The sequence below is a fragment of the Knoellia sp. Soil729 genome, assembly GCF_001427985.1.
In the GTDB taxonomy this organism is placed as follows: Bacteria; Actinomycetota; Actinomycetes; order Actinomycetales; family Dermatophilaceae; genus Knoellia.
On the sequence record NZ_LMSA01000002.1, the window covers coordinates 1,240,331 to 1,258,995 of the forward strand.

Consider the following 18,665-nt stretch of genomic DNA (forward strand, 5'->3'; position numbering starts at 1 on the left):
CGCGCTGCGCGCACTCCCGGCTCCCGCCAGGCCCAGCCAGCGGCGAACCGCCCCTGACGTGCTCCACAACGTCGCCTCCCAAGGCCGGCAGTTCATGAGAAGCCCCCAGGGCGTGTTTTCTCCACACGGCTTATGTGGAGTCACCTTGACGTGGCGCCCGCCAGTTGCGTCCGTCCTCCCCGGGCTTCTTCGCGTCGACGCCCGCGAATGCCAGACCAGCGAGAGCGCCGGGGTGGGGGGATGGTCGCGGAGGAGATTCAGGCCGAGCACCGCCCCCGCGCGCGGAGGGGATGCCAAGCGCGATGTTTCACGTGAAACGGGACCACAGCGGCGGGTGACCTTGAGGAGGGGAGACGCTTGTGATCGCCGCTGGCTGGGCCTGGCGGGAGCGGCGAGTGCGCGCAGCGCGCGATCCGCGGATGGGACTGCGGCGATCACAAGGGTCACCACGACCACAGGGGATGACGGAGCAGGGAGGATGTTTCACGTGAAACGTTGTGCTGTGAGCGGAACTGAGGGAAACGCGGGGGTGGGGTTTGGCGTGTCGGGGGGCGGTCCTGTTGGATTGGGTGTTCCCAACCGACGACCCTGAGGTGGATCCCGACGATGCCAGTCGAGGCCGAGCGCCGCGTGACCCCTGGGCTGGGCTTTCCCGCCCTTCCCGGCCCCCAGACGGCACCGCTGGGGTGGCCGGGGCTCGACGGCCTGGAACGTCGCGATGTTTCACGTGAAACGGAGGTTCCCGCCGACAAGCTCGATTCCGTGGAAGCGGAAGCGCCCATTCCGGCTGTCGCCGAGCCGGCTGATGTTTCACGTGAAACGGAGCCGTCCGAGTCGGAGAAGGCCGCGGATGCCTTCGCGCGTGTGTCGCGGGACTCAGCGGACGAGGACGTGGCCGACATTCCTGCGGTGGGCGCGGACACCCCGCTGGCCCAGGCCGTGGCGAACGACACCCGCAAGCGGATCACTCTCGTCGGGCGCGACCTACCACGGCCGAGCCGGACCCGGGTGCTCACGGTCGCCAACCAGAAGGGCGGGGTGGGAAAGACCACCACCACGGTGAACGTCGCTGCCGCGCTGGCCCAGGCCGGGGCCACGGTGCTGGTCATCGACCTCGACCCGCAGGGGAACGCCAGCACAGCACTGGGGATCGACCACCACGCCGAGGTTCCCAGCATCTACGACGTCCTCGTCGACGGGGACCCCATGAGCGAGGTGGTGCAGCCCTGTGCAGACATCGCCGGCCTGTACTGCGCTCCCGCGACCATCGACCTCGCCGGCGCCGAGATCGAGCTCGTCTCCCTCGTGGCGCGTGAGACGCGCCTCAAGAAGGCGGTCGCCGCCTATGTCACGGAGCGCGCCGAGAGCGGTGAGCGCATCGACTACGTGCTCATCGACTGCCCGCCCAGCCTGGGGCTGCTCACGGTGAACGCGTTCGTCGCGGCGAGTGAGGTCTTCATCCCCATCCAGTGCGAGTACTACGCCCTCGAGGGGTTGTCGGCCCTGCTCAAGAACATCGAGCTCATCCGTGACCACCTCAACCCCGACCTGCACGTGTCGACCATCCTGCTCACGATGTTCGACGGACGCACCCGCCTCTCGGCGCAGGTGGCCGACGAGGTCCGCAACCACTTCCCGGACCAGACGCTCAAGGCCACGGTGCCCCGCTCGGTCCGGATCTCCGAGGCGCCCAGCCACGGGCAGACCGTCATGACGTACGACCCCAACAGCAGTGGCGCCCTCTCGTACCTCGAGGCCGCCTCAGAGATGGCAGCGCAGAACGCAGCCCAGAACAGTGAGGACCGCTCATGAGCGACAAGCGACGTGCCCTGGGCCGCGGACTCGGCGCCCTCATCCCCCCGGGCGCCGGTGGGGCGGCGATCAACCGGCCGACGGACGTCTTCTTCAAGGAGCGCCCCCCGACAACGGACGGGTCGCTCGACACCGTCGAACCTGCGGCCAGCGACGCTCCGGCTCCCGCTGCGCACGCCGAGAGGCACGCCGACCAGGCGAGTGACGCAGGGGCATCGTCGCAGGTCAGCGCGCCGAACGAGCTTGCTGACGCGAACGGCGATCTGGCCGAGGAGGTCGGGGAGGACGGGGAGGACACGGCAGTCGCCGCGGAAGTGACCGACGGTCCCGAGCTCGTCGCCGTTCCCGGTGCGCAGTTCGCCGAGCTCTCGCTCGACTCGATCCGCCCGAACCCGCGCCAGCCGCGCACGGTCTTCGACGAGGACGACCTCGCCGAGCTCGTCCACAGCATCCGCGAGATCGGCGTCCTCCAGCCAGTTGTCGTCCGCCCCATCCCCCCCGACGCCACCGACGTGCCCGAGGGTGTGCAGTACGAGCTCATCATGGGCGAGCGCCGCTGGCGGGCCAGCCGTGAGGCCGGCAACGACACCGTTCCGGCCATCATCAAGGCCACCGAGGACGACGACCTCCTGCGCGACGCGCTCCTGGAGAACCTCCACCGCAGCCAGCTCAACGTCCTCGAGGAGGCCGCGGCCTACCAGCAGCTCCTCGACGACTTCTCGTGCACGCAGGAGGAGCTGGCCACGCGCATCGGGCGCTCGCGTCCGCAGATCAGCAACACCCTGCGCCTGCTGCGCCTGCCCCCGATCGTCGCCCGCCGCGTCGCCGCCGGCGTGCTGTCGGCCGGGCACGCACGGGCCCTGCTCGGCGTCTCGGACGCGGCCGCCATGGAGCGCCTCGCCCAGCGCATCGTGGCCGAGGGGCTCTCCGTCCGCACGGTCGAGGAGATCGTCTCGCTGGGTGTCGAGGACGAGAAGCCGCCCAGGCGCCGGCCGCGAGCCGGTGGGCGTCACCCCCAGCTCGACGACATTGCCGCCAGCCTCTCGGACCGGCTCGAGACGCGCGTCGGCATTGCCCTGGGCAAGTCCAGGGGCAAGGTCACGATCGACTTCGCCTCGGTCGAGGACCTCAACCGGATCCTCGACGCGATGAACCTGCGCACCGAGGCCTGAGCCGGCCTGAGCCGGCATGACCCTCCGAAGTCAGACCGGCGCGACAACCCTCATCATCGCGAATACCGTTGCAGCACAGCACTGCTCAGCACAAGAACAAGCCCCCCGGCCGTGAGGCCGGGGGGCTTGTGCGTGATGACGCTGGTCAGCTGAGGAAGGGCTCGAGCTCGCGCAGGAGCTTGGGCTTGGGCATCGCGCCGACGATGGTCTTGACGATCTCGCCGTCCTTGTAGACATGCATCGTGGGGATCGAGGTGATGCCGAGCTTGCCGGTCACGGCCGGGTTCTCGTCGGTGTTGAGCTTGACGACGTCGAGGACGTCGGCGTGGTCACGCGCGATCTCCTCGAGGACGGGGGCGATCGCCTTGCACGGACCACACCAGGGGGCCCAGAAGTCGACAAGAGTGACCTTGCTGTTCTTGACGACATCGGTGTCGAACGAGGCGTCGTCGGTGGTGCGGGTGGCTCCCATGATGGGGTCCTTCCTGAGGTGGGGCGGTCGGAGTCTGCTGAGGTGTGGGGGCAGGTCAGGGGGCGACGAGCGTCGCGACGAGCGCTGCGTCGCTGGCCTGCACGTGGTCCTGCTCGAGGGAGGCGAGGAAACGCTCGGCGTCGAGGGCTGCCGCGCAACCGGAACCGGCAGCCGTGATGGCCTGGCGGTAGGTGTGGTCGACGAGGTCACCGCACGCGAAGACACCGGGCAGGTTGGTGCGCGTGGAGCGCCCTTCGACGACGACGTAGCCCTCGGTGTCGAGGTTCACCACGCCCTGGACCAGCTCGTTGCGGGGGTCGTGGCCGATGGCGATGAACAGGCCGGTGACGTCGAGCTGCCGGCTCTCACCGGTCGTGGTGTCGCGCAGGGTGAGGCCAGTCAGCTTGTCGTCGCCGTGGATGGCCTCGACCTCGCTGTTCCAGGCGAACCGGATCTTGTCGTTGCTGTGGGCCCGGTCGGCCATGATCTTGGAGGCGCGCAGCTCACCGCGACGGTGCACGATCGTCACGGACCGAGCGAACTTCGTGAGGAACGTCGCCTCCTCCACGGCGGAGTCGCCACCACCGATGACCGCGATGTCCTGGTCGCGGAAGAAGAAGCCGTCACAGGTCGCGCACCACGAGACACCGTGGCCGGACAGGCGCTTCTCGTCGGGCAGTCCCAGCTCGCGGTAGGCCGATCCCATCGCCAGGATGACCGAGCGGGCACGCCACGTGCGCCCCTCGCCGTCGACGACGGACTTGACCTCACCGTCGAGCGAGACGGACTCGACGTCGTCGGTGACGAGCTCGGCGCCGAACCGCTCGGCCTGGGCCCGCATCTCGTCCATGAGGTCGGGCCCCATGATGCCGTCGCGGAAGCCGGGGAAGTTCTCGACCTCCGTGGTGTTCATCAGGGCTCCACCAGCGGTGACGGCCCCCTCGAACAGGACCGGTCGCAGGTTGGCGCGCGCGGCATACACGGCTGCGGTGTAGCCGGCCGGGCCGGAACCGATGATGATGACGTCTCTGAGGTCGCTGTCGTCCTGGCCGAAGGCCTTGGCGGGGGAACTCACGAACACCGTCCCTTGTGGCTGGAAATGGGGAGCACCGCTACATACGGTGGCCTCGATGCAACCGATCCTAGGCGCTCGCTGTTCCCGACACACGGCCCGACCCGCGGTCAGGGCACGGTCACCGGGCCGGCCAGCAGTGACGGGTTGCCGGTGGTGCAGTCCCGGCCGACGGCGTATGCCGTCCGCTCCCCTCCCAGCGTGATGACGAGCACCGCCGCCGGGGTCCCGTCGAGCGAGGCGAGGTCCACGTCGGCCGCACTGGCGCGCGGGAGGCCGAGGGCCGCGAGGCAGGAGCGCACGCCCACCTCGGTGCCGATCGGGCCGATGGCGGGGGACTCGGCCGTCAGTGGCGGGGTCGTCGTGCCGGTCGCGACGCCGGCAACCTGCTCTGGCAGGTCACCAGCGGTGTAGCTCCGGCCGGAGTGGCGCACCAGCACGGGTCCCAGGGCGGCCTCCTGGGTGCTGGCGCCCTGGCCGGACGAGGAGTCCCGAGGAGCACCGGCGTCCCCCCGCGATCCGGACAGGCTCTCCGTCTGGGACCCGCCCTCGGCGGAGCTCCCCGCAGCCGAGGTGGAGTCTCCGCCTCCTCCGAGGATGCCCAGGGAGCCCGAGGCCACCGCGCCGCCGCCGAGGAGGACGACGGCTGCCACCGCTGCCCGGCCGGCGTGACGCCCCCACCAGGAGCTGCGGGAGGCGGGCGTTCCACGTGAAACGTCCTCGTCGCGACCCCCGTCGGCGTGACCTTCTCCGGGCCCGTCGAGCGCGGGCAGCTCGGTCAGGGCCGACTGGATCCGATGCACGAGGTCGTCGGGCATCGGCCCGGGGTCGGGGAGGCTCCTCAGCAGGGCGCGCATGCCCGTGGGGTCCTCATCGTCATCCTGCAACGTCACTGCTTGCTCCTCCTTCCGGGCATCGGCCACCCACTCCGCCGCTCGACGGCGGCAGCAGAGCTGGCAGGACTCACCAGATAGGACGTCACGCGCTCGCCCCCGGTTCCCGATCGTTGTGGTCCCTGGCTCCTTCGAGGAGCTCGGCGAGCGCCAGGCGGCCTCGCGCGCAGCGCGACTTCACCGTGCCCACGGCGACACCCAGCGTGTCGGCGACGTCTGCGACCGGCATACCGTGCATGTCGACGAGGACGAGGACGACTCTCTGGTGCTCGGGCAGGCGGGCGAGGGCGGAGCGCACGTCGAGCCCGGTCGCGGCCTCGTCGTGCCGGTCGTGGGAGTCGATGATGTCGATGTCGGCCGCGTCACCGGCCCGTCGCAGCACGTCGCGCTCGCGGCGCAGCCGGTCGAGGCAGGCGTTGACGACGATGCGGTGCAGCCACGTGGACACGGCCGCATCCCCGCGGTAGGAGCCGGCCCGGCGGAAGGCGTTGACGAAGCCGTCCTGGACGCAGTCGGCGGCGAGCTCACGGTCGCCGGTGGTGCGTACCGCCACCGCCCACAACCGGTCACGGTGGCGCCGGAACAGCTCACCGAAGGCGTCGGCGTCCCCGGCGACGTGGCGGGCCATGAGGGCGCGGTCATCCACGCCCTCGAGGTCGCTCATGTCAGTTCGTGACCTCGACCTCGCCGAGAATGGCGCGGTAGCGGCCCTTGTCGTCGGGGGTGAGCTGGGTGAACCAGACGATGACGTACTGACCCTGGGTGCCGGCCTTGACCGGGAAGGTCACGGTGCCATTGGCCCCGTCCTTCTCCCCGACCTTGGTGGCGTCCTTAAGGGACTTCTCGGCGCCGATGTAGACGGAGACGTCGGCCGTGTTGTTGAGGGTGAGCTTGACGGTGCGCGCGGCGACGTTGGGCCCGAGGTCGACGCTCACGCCCACGCCCTTCTTGAGACCGCCGAAGGCGGCTGAGGCGTAGCCCTCGGACTGCCACGACGTCTTCGGGTCACCGTCGAAGACACGGGGGGCGAGCGTGCCGTTCTCGCGGCCGTCGCCCTCGGGGTCGTAGCCGTCGGCCGCCAGGACCTGCATCGACTCACCGGTGGTGGCGCTGGGGCTGGCCTCCTGCGATCCACTCGCGGACGGCGAGGAGGAGGACGACGACGAGGGGTTGTTGCTGGCGGAGCTGCCGGGGAGGCCCCCGAAGTCGAGGTCCCGCGTCTTGGAGCCGATCCGCGAGACTCCCCACAGGCCGATGATGAGCGCCAGGATGAGGAAGCCCGCCACGATGGCCAGGGCGGTCTTGGACTCGTCCTTGGTGAGTGGCTGCGCAGGGACCAGGGGGGCGGGTGCCTCCAGTACGGCGTCCCTGCCGGTCCCGGGCCGCAGTCGCTCACCGTCGGGCGTGAGGCCGGGCGCGTTGGGACCGGTGATGCGGTCGTGGAAGCCGCGGCGTTCGGCGGCCTTCTCGGCTGCACGGTCGCCCACCTGGCGGCCCAGCGTGCCCACGCGCGAGCCCAGCCGACCGACGGCACCGGCCACGGCGGAACCCGCACCGGCCACGGCGGCACCGGCAGCCGATGCCGCGGCAGCAGCGCCAGCGCCAGCACCGGGTCCGGACGCAGCACTGGGCTTCGTGGGGCCGGGCGCGGCGGGCCCGGCCGGGGAGGGGGTGGAGCCGGCCGAGACGGGAAGCACCTGCGTCTGTGTGGAGTCCGGCGAGGCGGCAGCCTCCGGCTGACCCGTGGGCCGTTCCATGACGTGGGTCGGGGTGTCGTCCTCCGACGGCTCGTCCCCCTCGACCAGCTCGCCGTCGCCACCGTCGTGGCCCTGCCGCTCCGCAGCAGCCAGGGCGGCCGGCGTGAGCGGTGGGGTCGTGGGCGACGGGGTGGGTGGCGCTTGAGCGGGTGCCACCTCCACCGGGGGCACCGCTGCGGAGCGGCGGGGGTCGACCGTGCTCGAGGTCACGAGCGTCGAGCGACCGGCGACCTGGCGCGAGGGCCACGGCGCGATCTGCCGGGCGAAGTCACCGGGGGACGTGGGTCCCTGGTCCTCGCCGAGGGTCAACCGGCACAGGGCGTCGAGGTCCCGGGGCACCCCGGCCGCGATCTCGGACGGCGCGGCCACCCCACCGAGCACGCGCGGCGCGGAGCCGAGCGACGTCTCGTCGGGACCGGGCCACAGACCGGTGAGGCCGGCATACGCCAGGGAGACGACGCCGACGGCGTCGCGACGGGACGCGTCCTCGGACTCGAGGTCGTCCAGCTCGGCCAGGGCGGCGCTCGTGGCGACGCCACGCAGGCGCACCTCGCCGTCGACGGTGCGCAGCACGTCCTCGGGACGCAGGTCGAGGTGGTGCAGGCCGCGCTGGCGCGCGGACTCGAGGGCGGTCGCGACCTCGCCGACGATGCGGCGGACCTCGTCGGCAGGCAGGCCACCCTCCTCGACCAGCTCGGCGAGGGAACGCGCGGCGGTGCTGTCCGCCTCGACGACCCAGGCGACGCCGTTCTCACGGCCGACGTCCAGCACGCGGTGCAGGGTGGGCGTCTCGACCCCCGCGGCACGGCGGGCGGAGTCCAGCAGGGCGCTGCGGCGGGAGTCGTCGTCGGGCAGGCAGAGGAGGATGACGGAGCGCCCGAGGGTCGTGTCCTCGGCGGTCCAGCGCTCAGCGCCGCGGCGCTGCTCGATGCGGCGCTGCGTGGTGTAGCGCCCATCGAGGGTGGTTCCGGGTCCGACGCCCTCCAACGGGTGCCCCTTCCGCTCGGTGTGGCTGCCCATCCTAGGTGTCAGCGGGGGGACAGGGCTGCTGCTTCAGTCCCCGGCGAGGCGCTGCCAGGCGATGCGCGCGATCCGGCGCTCGTTGGGGAAGGTGAGGTGACGGTGGGCGTCGCGCAGCGCGAACCAGGCGACGTCGATCGCCTCGTGGTCCGGGTCGTTCTCGATGGTGAGCACGCCGCCGGTCGCCTCGAGGAGGTAGTGGTGCACGTACTTGTGGATCCGCCGGTCGCCGACCGCGAACCAGTAGTCGATCGTGCCGAGCTCGATGAGGACCCTGCCCTGTATGCCGGTCTCCTCCGCGACCTCGCGTGCGGCGGTCTGCGGGAGGGTCTCGGTGCCCTCGATGTGGCCCTTGGGCAGGCACCACTCGACACGGCCGGCGCGGTTGCGGCGCGCGATGACCGCGATCCGGGCCTCGCCCTGGTGGACGTCGACGACGACGCCACCGGCCGAGCGCTCCTCGACCGCAGGGAGCCGCCGGGTGACCCGGGGCGGCTCCGCTGCGGCATGGCTCATCCGGTCACTCTAACCACGCCACCTGATGCACCTACTGTTGTTCCTCGTGTCGTCTCCTCCTCCCCCCGCCGCCCTCATGAGGCAGGCCGTCGCCCGCCTGGCACCGGTCCTGCCGCTGCTCACCGACCTGGGCGAGCGCTTCACCGCGGCGGGTCACGAGCTGGCTCTCGTGGGTGGACCCGTGCGCGACGCCTTCCTCGGACGCACGCCTCCGGACCTGGACTTCACCACCAGCGCGTCGCCCGACGAGAGCGAGGCGATCCTCAAGGCCTGGGGCTCGGCGACCTGGGACATGGGTCGCGAGTTCGGCACGATCGGGGCACGGCGGAGAGCCGACGGCACCGAGACGACGGTCGAGGTGACGACCTACCGCGCGGACGCCTACGACGGCGTGACCCGCAAGCCGGTCGTCGCGTTCGGCGACTCGCTCGAGGACGACCTGGTCCGGCGAGACTTCACCGTCAACGCGATGGCGCTCAAGCTGCCCTCGCTGGAGTTCGTCGACCCCCACAACGGCCTGGCCGACCTCGACGCCGGCGTGCTGCGCACTCCGGCGGCTCCCGAGGTGAGCTTCGGGGACGACCCCCTGCGGATGATGCGCGCCGTGCGCTTCGTGGGCCAGCTCGGGCTCCTGCCCACCCCCGAGGTGTCCGCCGCGATGAGCGCCATGGCCGAGAGCATCTCGATCGTGTCGGCCGAGCGGGTGCGCGACGAGCTGGTCAAGCTGCTGCTCGCCCCCGACCCCCGCGCAGGACTGGAGCTGCTGACGGCCAGCGGCCTCGCCGCTCACGTGCTGCCCGAGCTCCCCGCCCTGCAGCTCGAGGTGGACGAGCACCACCGCCACAAGGACGTCTACGACCACTCGCTCATCGTCCTCGAGCAGGCCATCGACCTCGAGGGCCCACCCGACGGGTCGGCCGAGTCGGTGCCGGGCCCCGACCTCGTGCTCCGCCTCGCGGCGTTGCTCCACGACATCGGCAAGCCGGCGACCCGGCGCTTCGAGCCGGCCGGCGGGGTGAGCTTCCACCACCACGAGGTCGTCGGCGCCAAGCTCACCGCCAAGCGGCTGCGGGCACTGCGCTTCGACAAGGACACGGTCAAGGCGGTGTCGCGCCTCGTCGAGCTGCACCTGCGCTTCCACGGCTACGGCGACGGTCAGTGGACCGACTCCGCGGTGCGCCGCTACATCACCGACGCCGGGCCACTGTTGCCCCGCCTGCACCGGCTCACCCGCGCCGACTGCACCACCCGCAACGTCCGCAAGGCCCAGCGGCTCTCGCGCACCTACGACGAGCTCGAGCGTCGCATCGGGCTGCTTCTGGAGCAGGAGGAGCTGGCGGCGGTGCGCCCCGAGCTCGACGGCAACGAGATCGCGTCAGTCCTGGGCATCGCGCCGGGCCCGGTGCTCGGGCGGGCCTACAAGTACCTGCTGTCGGTGCGCCTCGACGAGGGCCCGATCGGGCCCGAGGCTGCAGCCGACCGCCTGCGCACCTGGTGGGCCGAGCAGCCCGAGTCCCGCTGAGCACCCGGAAATCGCGAACTGTCCCGGTTGCAACCGGGACGACCCCCGACTTCCGCGTCACGGTCGACGCATCCGTGGCGGGGAGCTCTCCCCATCGTGTGGTTCCCGCCTACCGGGCTAGGCTGGTTCGGTTCATGCAACGGCGCCGGTGACGGTGCCGCCCCGACCGCCCCGGAGGTGGCCCCGATGCCCACGGTGGGTCATCCGAGCGCACTCAGCCCCCAGCTCCCGATGATCGAGCTGACCGTGCCCGACGGCTGGGTCGCCGAGCCGGGGGGCGACGCCCTGTTCCGGGTGACGCACGGCAGGGGAGGGGACCTCGCTCCGCAGCTCACGGCATACGTCCACACGTCGCGTGACTCGACCCCCGACGACCTCGTCGACGACCTCATGAGCCAGGCCGAGGGACACGACGAGGGGGAGTGCGACCCGACGTTCGAGGTCGAGCTCGGCGAGCGCCGGTGGACCGGTCTCAACGTCTCGTGGGTCGAAGGGGGTGAGCCGGTCTACCTGGTGCACCTGCTCACGGCCGTCGGCGCCGGTGAGGTCACGCAGCTCGTCCGGCTCACCGGCCGCATCGCCGGCCCGGACTCCGAGAGTGACTACGACGCGGTCCAGGACGCCATGGAGACCGTGCGGGTGACCCCCGCGGGCGGGGACAGCCCGTGAGCGCCGCGCACTACGCCTCCCTCACCGGTCCGGACGTCCACATCCGCTCGGGGGCGGCGACCCACGTCGGGCGGGTCCGAGACCACAACGAGGACAACCTCATCGCCGAGGGCCGCGTCTACGCCATCGCCGACGGCATGGGCGGTCACGCCGCGGGCGAGGTCGCCAGCGAGATCGCCGTGCGGTGCCTCGGGGAGCTCAACGCGCGCGAGCACGTGCGTTCCGAGGACGTCGTCGCCCTGCTCAGGCACACCAACGCCCGCATCCTCGAGTCGGCGGCCGAGCACCCCGAGCAGTCCGGCATGGGCACGACCGTCGCCGGGCTCACCGTCGTCGACGCGGGCGGTGCCGAGCACTGGATCGTCTTCAACGTCGGTGACTCGCGCGTCTACCGCTTCCTCGGCAACCGCATGAGCATGGTGACCCAGGACCATTCCGAGGTCCGCGAGATGGTCGACGCCGGCCTCATCACGGCCGAGGAGGCGCTGCGTCACCCGCTGCGCAACATCATCACGCGCTCACTGGGCACCGACCCCGGACCGAACGCCGACGTCTGGGTCTTCCCGCCGCACCCGGGCGAACGCTTCGTCCTGTGCAGCGACGGGCTGTCCAACGAGATCGACGACCGCACGATCATGGTCGCCCTGCAGAAGTACGACGACCCCCAGCGGGTGGCCGACGAGCTCTGCCGAGCCGCCCTCGACGCCGGGGGTCGTGACAACATCAGTGTCGTCGTCGTCGCCTTCGACGCGGACGACGATGACGGGGACGAGGCCGACACGGCTCCCCGCCACACCCTGATGCCGAGCTGAGGACCACATCGTGAGCAGCACCGAGGTCACGACCCAGCCCGCCAAGGGGTGGGTCGCGTTGTCCACCACCGACCGACACCTCCTCGTGCAGGCGCCTGCCTCGGCCGCGGACGACCTCCAGGGGCCCCTCGACTCCGGCCTGGTCGAGGCCCTGCAGGCGCTCGGGCGCGACGGGCTGGCTGCGCTGCCCGACTTCGCGCTGGTGGACACCTCGGGTGACGTGACCCGCGTGCTCGTGCGTGGCTCGGCGTTCGTGCGCGCCGACGGTTCCGAGGTGTCCGCAGACGGCCGTATGCCGTGGCGGGACTTCGATCTCGACGTCGCCACCATCGAGCTGGGCAACGGTGCCAAGGGCGGCTGGCGCCGCCCGAGCCGACTGGGTCGCCCGGTGGCCGCGGTGGCCGCGGTGGCCGCGGTGCGTGAGGAGTCCGAGCAGGAGAGCCAGCCCGACGCCGAACCGGAGCCGCCGTCCGACGCGGACGCCTCCGACCTCTCGGCGGCCGCGCCCGCACCGGGCATCCCGCCGGTCGACCTCACACTGCCCCCGGACGAGGAGCACGCCGGGTCGGCGCCCGCGGAGCGCGTCGCGCCCGTCACGGCGCCCGCGCCCGAGAAGAAGGTCCTCATCGACAGCGTCCCGTGGCGGACCCTGCCCGAGGACGAGGCGGCAGCCGCCCCTGCACCGCCGCCGCAGCCCGCCACCGAGGAGCTGCCCGCCGCGGACGGAACCACGGGCCCCGACAACTGGGGGATGACCGGCCCGCCCCCCATGCAGCAGCAGCCGCCCGCGACCGAGCCTGCTCCCGCGCCGGACAACCCGGGGCCCGGCGCCGACCAACCCGTCGAGTCCGATCAGCCGGCGGTCGCCGCCCCGCCCGTGCCGGACGTGACCATGGACCGCAGCGCCCTCTCCCCGGGCATCGACGGTCCCGCCGACAGCCCGGTCGTCCTGGCCGTCCTCTGCCCCGCCGGCCACCACTCGTCACCGCACGCGAGCGCCTGCCGGGTCTGTGGCCGTGACATCCCGACCCAGCAGCCCTTCCAGACGCCTCGTCCGCAGCTGGGCACGCTGCGCGTCTCCGCCGGTGGTCTCGTCCCGCTCGACCGCGGGATCCTGCTCGGACGCGCGCCCAAGGTCAACGCCGACCTGCCACCGAGCAGCCGGCCCCACCTCGTGCGCCTCGCCTCCCAGGACAACGACATCTCCCGCAACCACGCCGAGGTGATCCTCGAGGGCTGGCACGTCCTCGTGCGCGACCTCGGCTCGACCAACGGCACGACGGTCACCCTCCCGGGCCAGGAGCCGGTGCGCCTGCGCCCGACCGAGGACTTCGGCATCGAGCCGGGCGCGGTCGTCACCCTCGCCGACGAGGTCTCCCTCACCTACGAGGTCTCCGAGTGAGCCGAGCTGCACCCGGCTCGCCCCCGGAGATCCCGGGCCTGGTCTACCGCCAACCCCTGGGCTCGGGCGGCTACGCCGACGTCTTCCTCTACGAGCAGCAGCAGCCGCGGATGCCGGTCGCCGTGAAGGTGCTCAAGCGGGAGGGGCTGACACCGACGATCCGGCGCCAGTTCGTCGACGAGGCCGACACCATGGCCCAGCTCGCCGACCACCCCTACATCGTCCAGGTCTTCCGCAGCGAGCAGCTCGCCGACGGCGGTGCCTACCTCGTGATGAAGTACTACCCGCCGCCCAACCTCGCGACCCGGGCGAAGCGCGAGCGGCTGACGGTCGAGGAAGTCCTGCGGACCGGCATACAGCTGGCTTCTGCCGTGGAGACCGCGCACCGCGCGGGCATCGTCCACCGCGACATCAAGCCGGCCAACGTGCTGCTCAGCCAGTACGGCGTACCGGGCCTCACCGACTTCGGGATCGCCGGCCGGGCGGTCGGGCAGGAGGAGCACGACGAGGACGTCGGCGTGTCCGTGCCCTGGTCGCCGCCGGAGGTCCTCTATGGCCAGAGCAACGGTGACGCCCGCAGCGACGTCTACTCCCTCGCCGCCACCCTGTGGCACCTCCTCGTGGGGCGCTCGCCGTTCGAGCAGCCGGGCGGTGACAACTCGGCCTACGCGCTCATGCCGCGCATCCGGGCCACGCCCGTTCCGCAGACCGGGCGCGCCGACGTGCCGCTGAGCCTCGAGCGGCTGCTGGGCCACGCCATGGCCAAGAAGCCGGACGCACGCCCGCAGACGGCCATCGAGCTGGCCCGTGGCCTGCAGGCCATCGAGCAGTCCCAGCGTTTTGCCCGCACCCCGATCGTCGTGCTCGACGAGTCCGGGCACTCCACCGTCGCCGACAGCACCGGCCAGGCGGCGCCCGAGCACACCGATCCCGACCGCACCAGCGTCCGCGCAGCCAGGGTCTCGCCGTCCCAGGGCTACGGGCCCACCCCATCCGCGACGACGGCCACGCCCGCGCCGGCCGAGGACCCGGATGACGCCGAGCCCGCGCCGACGACGATCAGCGGCGGTGCACTGCTGGGCGGCGTGGGCGTGCTGTTGCTGGCGCTCGTGGCGACCCTCGTGTGGGCCATCGGGTTCCGTGGCCGTGAGGCACCCCCCGCCGACGCGGCGAACGCCCCGACGTCGTCGGCGACCTCCCGCGGAGGGCCCGTCGTGGACCTTCCCGAGGCGCCCACCATCGACGGGCGGGTCGTCGCCGGAGGCATCCTGTTCAGCTGGGAGTACGTCGGCGCCCGCAAGGGCGACTTCTACCGGATGCACATCGCTGGCAGTGAGGCCGAGGTCCCGAAGGCCATCGTGACCACGGTCCGCAACAAGGCGTCACACACCGTCGCCACCAAGCCGGGCCAGTTCGTCTGCGCGCAGGTGGCCGTGAGCAGGGCGGCTGGTGCGTCATCGACGTACTCACCGATCAAGTGCATGACCGGAGGATGACCCGATGACAGTGACGGTGGAGTTCTGCGGCGAGGAGTACCGGGCTCCCGAGGACGCGCCCCTCACCATAGGCAGGGTCGCGGACGTCGAGATCGACGACAACCCCTACCTGCACCGGGTCTTCCTGCAGGTGCACCGCGAGCACGACCTGTGGTGGCTGACCAACGTCGGCTCGACGCTCACGGCGACCGTCGGTGACCGGCAGGGGCTCTTCCAGGCCTGGCTCTCGCCGGGCGCCCGCATCCCCCTCGCCCTCGAGGCCTTCACGGTGTGGTTCACGGCCGGCCCCACGACCTACGACTTCGACATCACGGTCGAGGATGCGACGTTCACCTCGATCGTGACCGAGCCGGAGCCCGAGCCCGAGGACTCCCCCGGGGAGACGACGGTGGGACGGGTCTCGATGACCCCTGACCAGAAGCTGCTCATCGTTGCGCTCTGCGAGAGCTTCCTGCGCACGACGTATGTCGGCCAGGGCCAGATCCCGTCCTCGGCCCAGGCGGCCGCACGGCTGGGGTGGACGACGACGAAGTTCAACCGCAAGCTCGACAACGTCTGCCAGAAGCTGGCGGACGCCGGGACCCGCGGGCTCCACGGCGGCCCCGGCAAGCTGGCGAGCAACCGCAAGTCCCGCCTGGTCGAGCACGCCCTCTCGACGCGCATGGTCACCGAGGCGGACCTGGCCCTGCTGGACTGACCCCGGATCGTCCTCTGCCGATCCCCGGCCGGGGCGGCGTGGGTGGGAGGTCCGGCTCACAGCGTCGCCGCGTGGTCCACGCCCTGGTGCGGGCGGCATACCCGCAGGTCGGAAGGGTGCCGCTGACGACCACTCGGCGCAAAGTCCTTCCCTCCGGGGAACCGGGAAGGCAGGATGCACAGAAGTTCGTGCAAAGGGGCACGGACATCCGGGCCTCGGCCCGGTACTCGGAGGAGAAACATGACTGCTCGCAGTTCCGCGCGCGCCCGGCGGCGTTATCTCGCTGCCGTGCCTGCGCTTGCGCTCGCGGCGACCGGCCTGACCCTGGGGTCGAGCTCTGTCGCAGCAGCTCCCACGTCAGGTCCGGCGCCCGTCGGTGCCGCCCCCTCGTCAGAGGGCTACATCAACTATGTGGCACCTCGCATGGAGACTGCGGTCTCCAAGGACAAGGCCTTCAACCTCAAGGCCACGCCTGCCCAGAAGAAGGCCAAGGCTGCCGAGCGCAAGTCGGCGCTCGCCAAGGCCCTCGAGGTGGACCGCAAGCACAGCCAGGGCAACCCCACGGCTGCCAAGCAGCTCCGCAAGCTCGAAGCCGAGTCGATCAAGACAGGCAAGAGCCCCAAGGCCATCAAGGCCAAGAGGTTCAAGCAGGCCAAGACCACCCAGCAGGCAAAGCTGCTGACGATCCTCGTGGAGTTCAACGAGCAGGCCAACGACGACTTCACCGGATCGATGGTTCCGGATGGCTTCTCCTCGAGCACCTGTGTGCCGGGCACCGTCCAGAACGGGCCCAAGCACAACAACATCCCGAATCCGGCCGAGAGCGAGCTCAAGGACAACAACTCGATGTGGCTCGACGACTTCTCGTCGGAGCACTTCAACAAGATGCTGTACACCAAGGAGGGCATCACCGAGCGCGTCCGCCCCGACCTCACCGGTCCTGACGGCAAGCCCGGCATCGACATCTCCGGCTACACGATGAAGAACATGTACGAGGAGATGTCCAAGGGCGCCTACACCGTCGGTGGCGCCGCGACCCCGTGGGTCACCGTCCCGCACTCGGAGGCCTGGTACGGGGCCACCCGCTGCCACAAGGACGAGACCGGCAAGTGGGTGTACGGCGCGATCCAGGACATGCAGGGTCACCCGAAAAACCCGGCCGGGGCCGGCGCACTTCCCGTCGACGCCGTCGAGGCACTCGCCAAGGCGCAGCCCAACTTCCCGTGGGCCGACTACGACCTCGAGGACCAGGGTGACGTCGACGGTGACAACAACCTCCTCGAGCCGGACGGCGTCATCGACCACGTCGTGCTCGTCCACGCCGGAGAGGACAAGTCCGGAGGCGGCGGCGCCCAAGGCGCCAACGCGATCTGGGCCCACTCCTCGACCGTCGCAGGCGGGGAGCAGGTTCCCGGAACGAAGTTCAAGGTCTCCAACTACATCGTGCAGCCGGAGGACTCCGGCGTCGGCGTCTTCGCGCACGAGTACGGCCACGACCTCGGCCTTCCCGACCTCTACGACACCAGCGGTGTCGGCACCGACTCCGACGTCGACTTCTGGGACCTCATGAGCTCCGGCTCGCACTCGGGCCCGATCTTCCAGTCGATGCCCACCCACATGGGGATCTGGGACAAGTGGGTCCTCGGCTGGGCCGACCCGGTCGTCATCAACCCCGGCGACGACCCGAAGGCCGTCAAGGTCGGCCAGTCGAGCCGCACCCCCAAGGGTTCGGCCGACGGGGTCAAGGTGAACCTTCCGGCCAAGACGGTGGCCCTCGCCAAGCCGCACAGCGGTGCCAGCATGTGGTACTCCAACGCGGACCAGTCCTGGGCGAAGAACGCCCTGACCCGTGACGTGTCGGTCCCGGCCGGCGCCACGAATGCCAAGTTCTGGGCGTGGAACACCGGCACGATCGAGGAGGACTGGGACTACGGCTTCGTCGAGGTCTCGACCGACGGCGGCAGCACCTGGACCGAGCAGAAGCTGTATGACCAAGCAGGCGCGGAGGTCACCACGCCTGACGGCTACGCCGACCCGAACGGCCGTATGCACGACTTCGGCGGCAAGAAGTACGGCCTGACCGGTGCCATGCCCGACTGGGCGCACTACTACGCCGACCTGACCCCGTTCGCGGGCAAGGACGTCAAGGTGCGACTGCTGTACGCGACCGACGAGGCCTTCCAGGAGAAGGGCTGGTTCGTCGACGACCTGTCGGTGACCAACGGCGCCGAGACCATCTGGAGCGACGACGCCGAGGCCAACAACGGCTGGACCGCGACGGTCGGCACCTTCACGGACACGTCCGGCACCGGTTGGGTGCTCGACCCGGGTGTCAACCAGTACGCCCAGTACTACCTGGTCGAGTGGCGCAACTTCGACGGCTTCGACAAGGGCCTCCAGTACGCCTACGACACCACCTACCAGAAGCTTGGTGGCGACGGTGCGTGGAAGGTCGAGAAGATCAAGTACAACGCCCCGGGTGCACTCGTCTGGTACCGCGACACCTCGTTCGGCAGCACGAACCACGTGGGATCGAACGAGGCGGCCATGCCGAGCTACGGTGCGAAGGGTGGCCTGCTGATCGTGGACAGCCACTTCAACCCGTTGCAGCGCACCGGTGCGGCGGCGGAGGTCGACCCGTCGACGCTCAACGTGCTGCCGTCGCGGCCGCAGTCGTCCAACGCGGCCTTCGGTCTCACCGGGACGCACCCCTTCACGGAGTGCCTCACCAAGGACGGCGACGCGACGTACAAGGAGTACTGCACCAAGTTCGCGTCCCAGTCGCCGGTGAGCACCTTCACCGACGACAAGGGCTGGGTCCCCGGCTTCGCGCTGCGTGAGTCGGATGGCGCGCTGTTCTACCGCGACCGTGACGCCTCCACGGTCGTTCCGTCGGTGGGCAACGCGCAGTACTCCACTCCGCTGTACGACCTGCAGGGCAACCGTCTTCCGGACTATGACGGGGTCGACATCGGGCTCGGCCCGTTCGGCTCCGGCAACCCGGCGGACGACGGTGTGGGTTACGGCACCGTGGTCAACGTCGCCAAGGCCTTCGCGGGCAACCAGGCTGCGCTGATCAAGATCACTCCGACCAGCGCGAAGTGACCTGACGGCCTGAGTCCTCAGGTCGAACGACACACAACGGGCCCGCATCCCAGCCAGGGGTGCGGGCCCGTTGCCGTCTGCCGGGGGCGTGCGTCCGCAGAGGTGGTCGGGTTCGCGACCAGGGTTGCGGACGTTGCTGTATGCCGGGGGGCGTGCGTCCGCAGAGGTGGTCGGGTTCTCGACCAGGGTTGCGGACGCTGCGTGCCGGGCTGCGGACGTGCTGCGTTGTCCACAGCGCGGCGGCCTTC

15 protein-coding genes are annotated in these 18,665 nt (G+C 71.0%); 9 read left to right on the forward strand and 6 right to left on the reverse strand.

The genetic code is table 11. The annotated features are described in order from the left end of the window. The first annotated feature begins 762 nt into the window (after window positions 1–762). Window positions 763–1,812 (forward strand): ParA family protein, encoded by a 1,050-nt coding sequence (locus tag ASG74_RS10880; RefSeq protein ID WP_082569659.1) that lies wholly within the window; start codon window positions 763–765, stop codon window positions 1,810–1,812. Further along, entirely contained in the window at window positions 1,809–2,984 is a 1,176-nt protein-coding gene (locus ASG74_RS10885) for a ParB/RepB/Spo0J family partition protein (protein ID WP_056142698.1), read from the forward strand. The genes ASG74_RS10880 and ASG74_RS10885 overlap by 4 nt, the downstream gene beginning before the upstream one ends. A gap of 145 nt (window positions 2,985–3,129) precedes the next feature. Here ASG74_RS10885 and trxA read toward each other — a convergent pair whose 3' ends face one another. The 6 genes from trxA to ASG74_RS10915 all read right to left on the reverse strand — a co-directional run bounded on the left by trxA (window position 3,130) and on the right by ASG74_RS10915 (window position 8,714). Then, complete coding sequence (gene trxA / locus ASG74_RS10890) at window positions 3,130–3,456, reverse strand: thioredoxin (RefSeq protein WP_056142701.1); 327 nt, start codon at window positions 3,454–3,456, stop codon at window positions 3,130–3,132. Between the two features lie 55 nt (window positions 3,457–3,511). Continuing rightward, window positions 3,512–4,537 carry a thioredoxin-disulfide reductase gene (gene trxB, locus ASG74_RS10895; RefSeq protein ID WP_056142704.1) on the reverse strand — a complete coding sequence of 342 codons (1,026 nt, stop codon included), beginning with the start codon at window positions 4,535–4,537 and terminating at the stop codon, window positions 3,512–3,514. A gap of 101 nt (window positions 4,538–4,638) precedes the next feature. Continuing rightward, on the reverse strand, window positions 4,639–5,421 hold the full coding sequence (locus ASG74_RS10900) for a hypothetical protein (RefSeq protein WP_056142706.1): 783 nt from the start codon (window positions 5,419–5,421) through the stop codon (window positions 4,639–4,641). Window positions 5,422–5,506: 85 nt separating this feature from the next. Continuing rightward, window positions 5,507–6,085, reverse strand: coding sequence for an RNA polymerase sigma factor SigM (sigM, locus tag ASG74_RS10905; protein ID WP_056142709.1), 579 nt, complete (start codon window positions 6,083–6,085; stop codon window positions 5,507–5,509). A gap of 1 nt (window position 6,086) precedes the next feature. Further along, a complete protein-coding gene (locus ASG74_RS10910; RefSeq protein ID WP_056142712.1) occupies window positions 6,087–8,198 on the reverse strand; it encodes a protein kinase family protein in 2,112 nt (703 codons plus the stop codon). 33 nt (window positions 8,199–8,231) lie between these two features. Then, a complete protein-coding gene (locus ASG74_RS10915; protein WP_056142715.1) occupies window positions 8,232–8,714 on the reverse strand; it encodes an NUDIX hydrolase in 483 nt (160 codons plus the stop codon). Between the two features lie 25 nt (window positions 8,715–8,739). Here ASG74_RS10915 and ASG74_RS10920 point away from each other — a divergent pair, with 25 nt between their 5' ends. The 7 genes from ASG74_RS10920 (at window position 8,740) to ASG74_RS10950 (ending at window position 18,417) form a co-directional block, all read left to right on the forward strand. Then, a complete protein-coding gene (locus ASG74_RS10920) occupies window positions 8,740–10,236 on the forward strand; it encodes a CCA tRNA nucleotidyltransferase (RefSeq protein WP_056142718.1) in 1,497 nt (498 codons plus the stop codon). Window positions 10,237–10,422: 186 nt separating this feature from the next. Next, window positions 10,423–10,905, forward strand: a complete 483-nt coding sequence (locus ASG74_RS10925) for a hypothetical protein (RefSeq protein ID WP_056142721.1) — start codon at window positions 10,423–10,425, stop codon at window positions 10,903–10,905. Further along, window positions 10,902–11,717, forward strand: coding sequence for a PP2C family protein-serine/threonine phosphatase (locus ASG74_RS10930; protein ID WP_056142724.1), 816 nt, complete (start codon window positions 10,902–10,904; stop codon window positions 11,715–11,717). The genes ASG74_RS10925 and ASG74_RS10930 overlap by 4 nt, the downstream gene beginning before the upstream one ends. Before the next feature lie 10 nt (window positions 11,718–11,727). Then, a complete protein-coding gene (locus ASG74_RS10935) occupies window positions 11,728–13,119 on the forward strand; it encodes an FHA domain-containing protein (protein ID WP_056142732.1) in 1,392 nt (463 codons plus the stop codon). Further along, complete coding sequence (locus ASG74_RS10940) at window positions 13,116–14,615, forward strand: serine/threonine-protein kinase (RefSeq protein ID WP_056142734.1); 1,500 nt, start codon at window positions 13,116–13,118, stop codon at window positions 14,613–14,615. Before ASG74_RS10935 ends, ASG74_RS10940 begins: the two co-directional genes overlap by 4 nt. A gap of 4 nt (window positions 14,616–14,619) precedes the next feature. After that, window positions 14,620–15,312, forward strand: coding sequence for a hypothetical protein (locus tag ASG74_RS10945; protein WP_056142738.1), 693 nt, complete (start codon window positions 14,620–14,622; stop codon window positions 15,310–15,312). Between the two features lie 240 nt (window positions 15,313–15,552). Then, window positions 15,553–18,417, forward strand: coding sequence for an immune inhibitor A domain-containing protein (locus tag ASG74_RS10950; protein WP_056142740.1), 2,865 nt, complete (start codon window positions 15,553–15,555; stop codon window positions 18,415–18,417). Window positions 18,418–18,665: the final 248 nt, after the last annotated feature.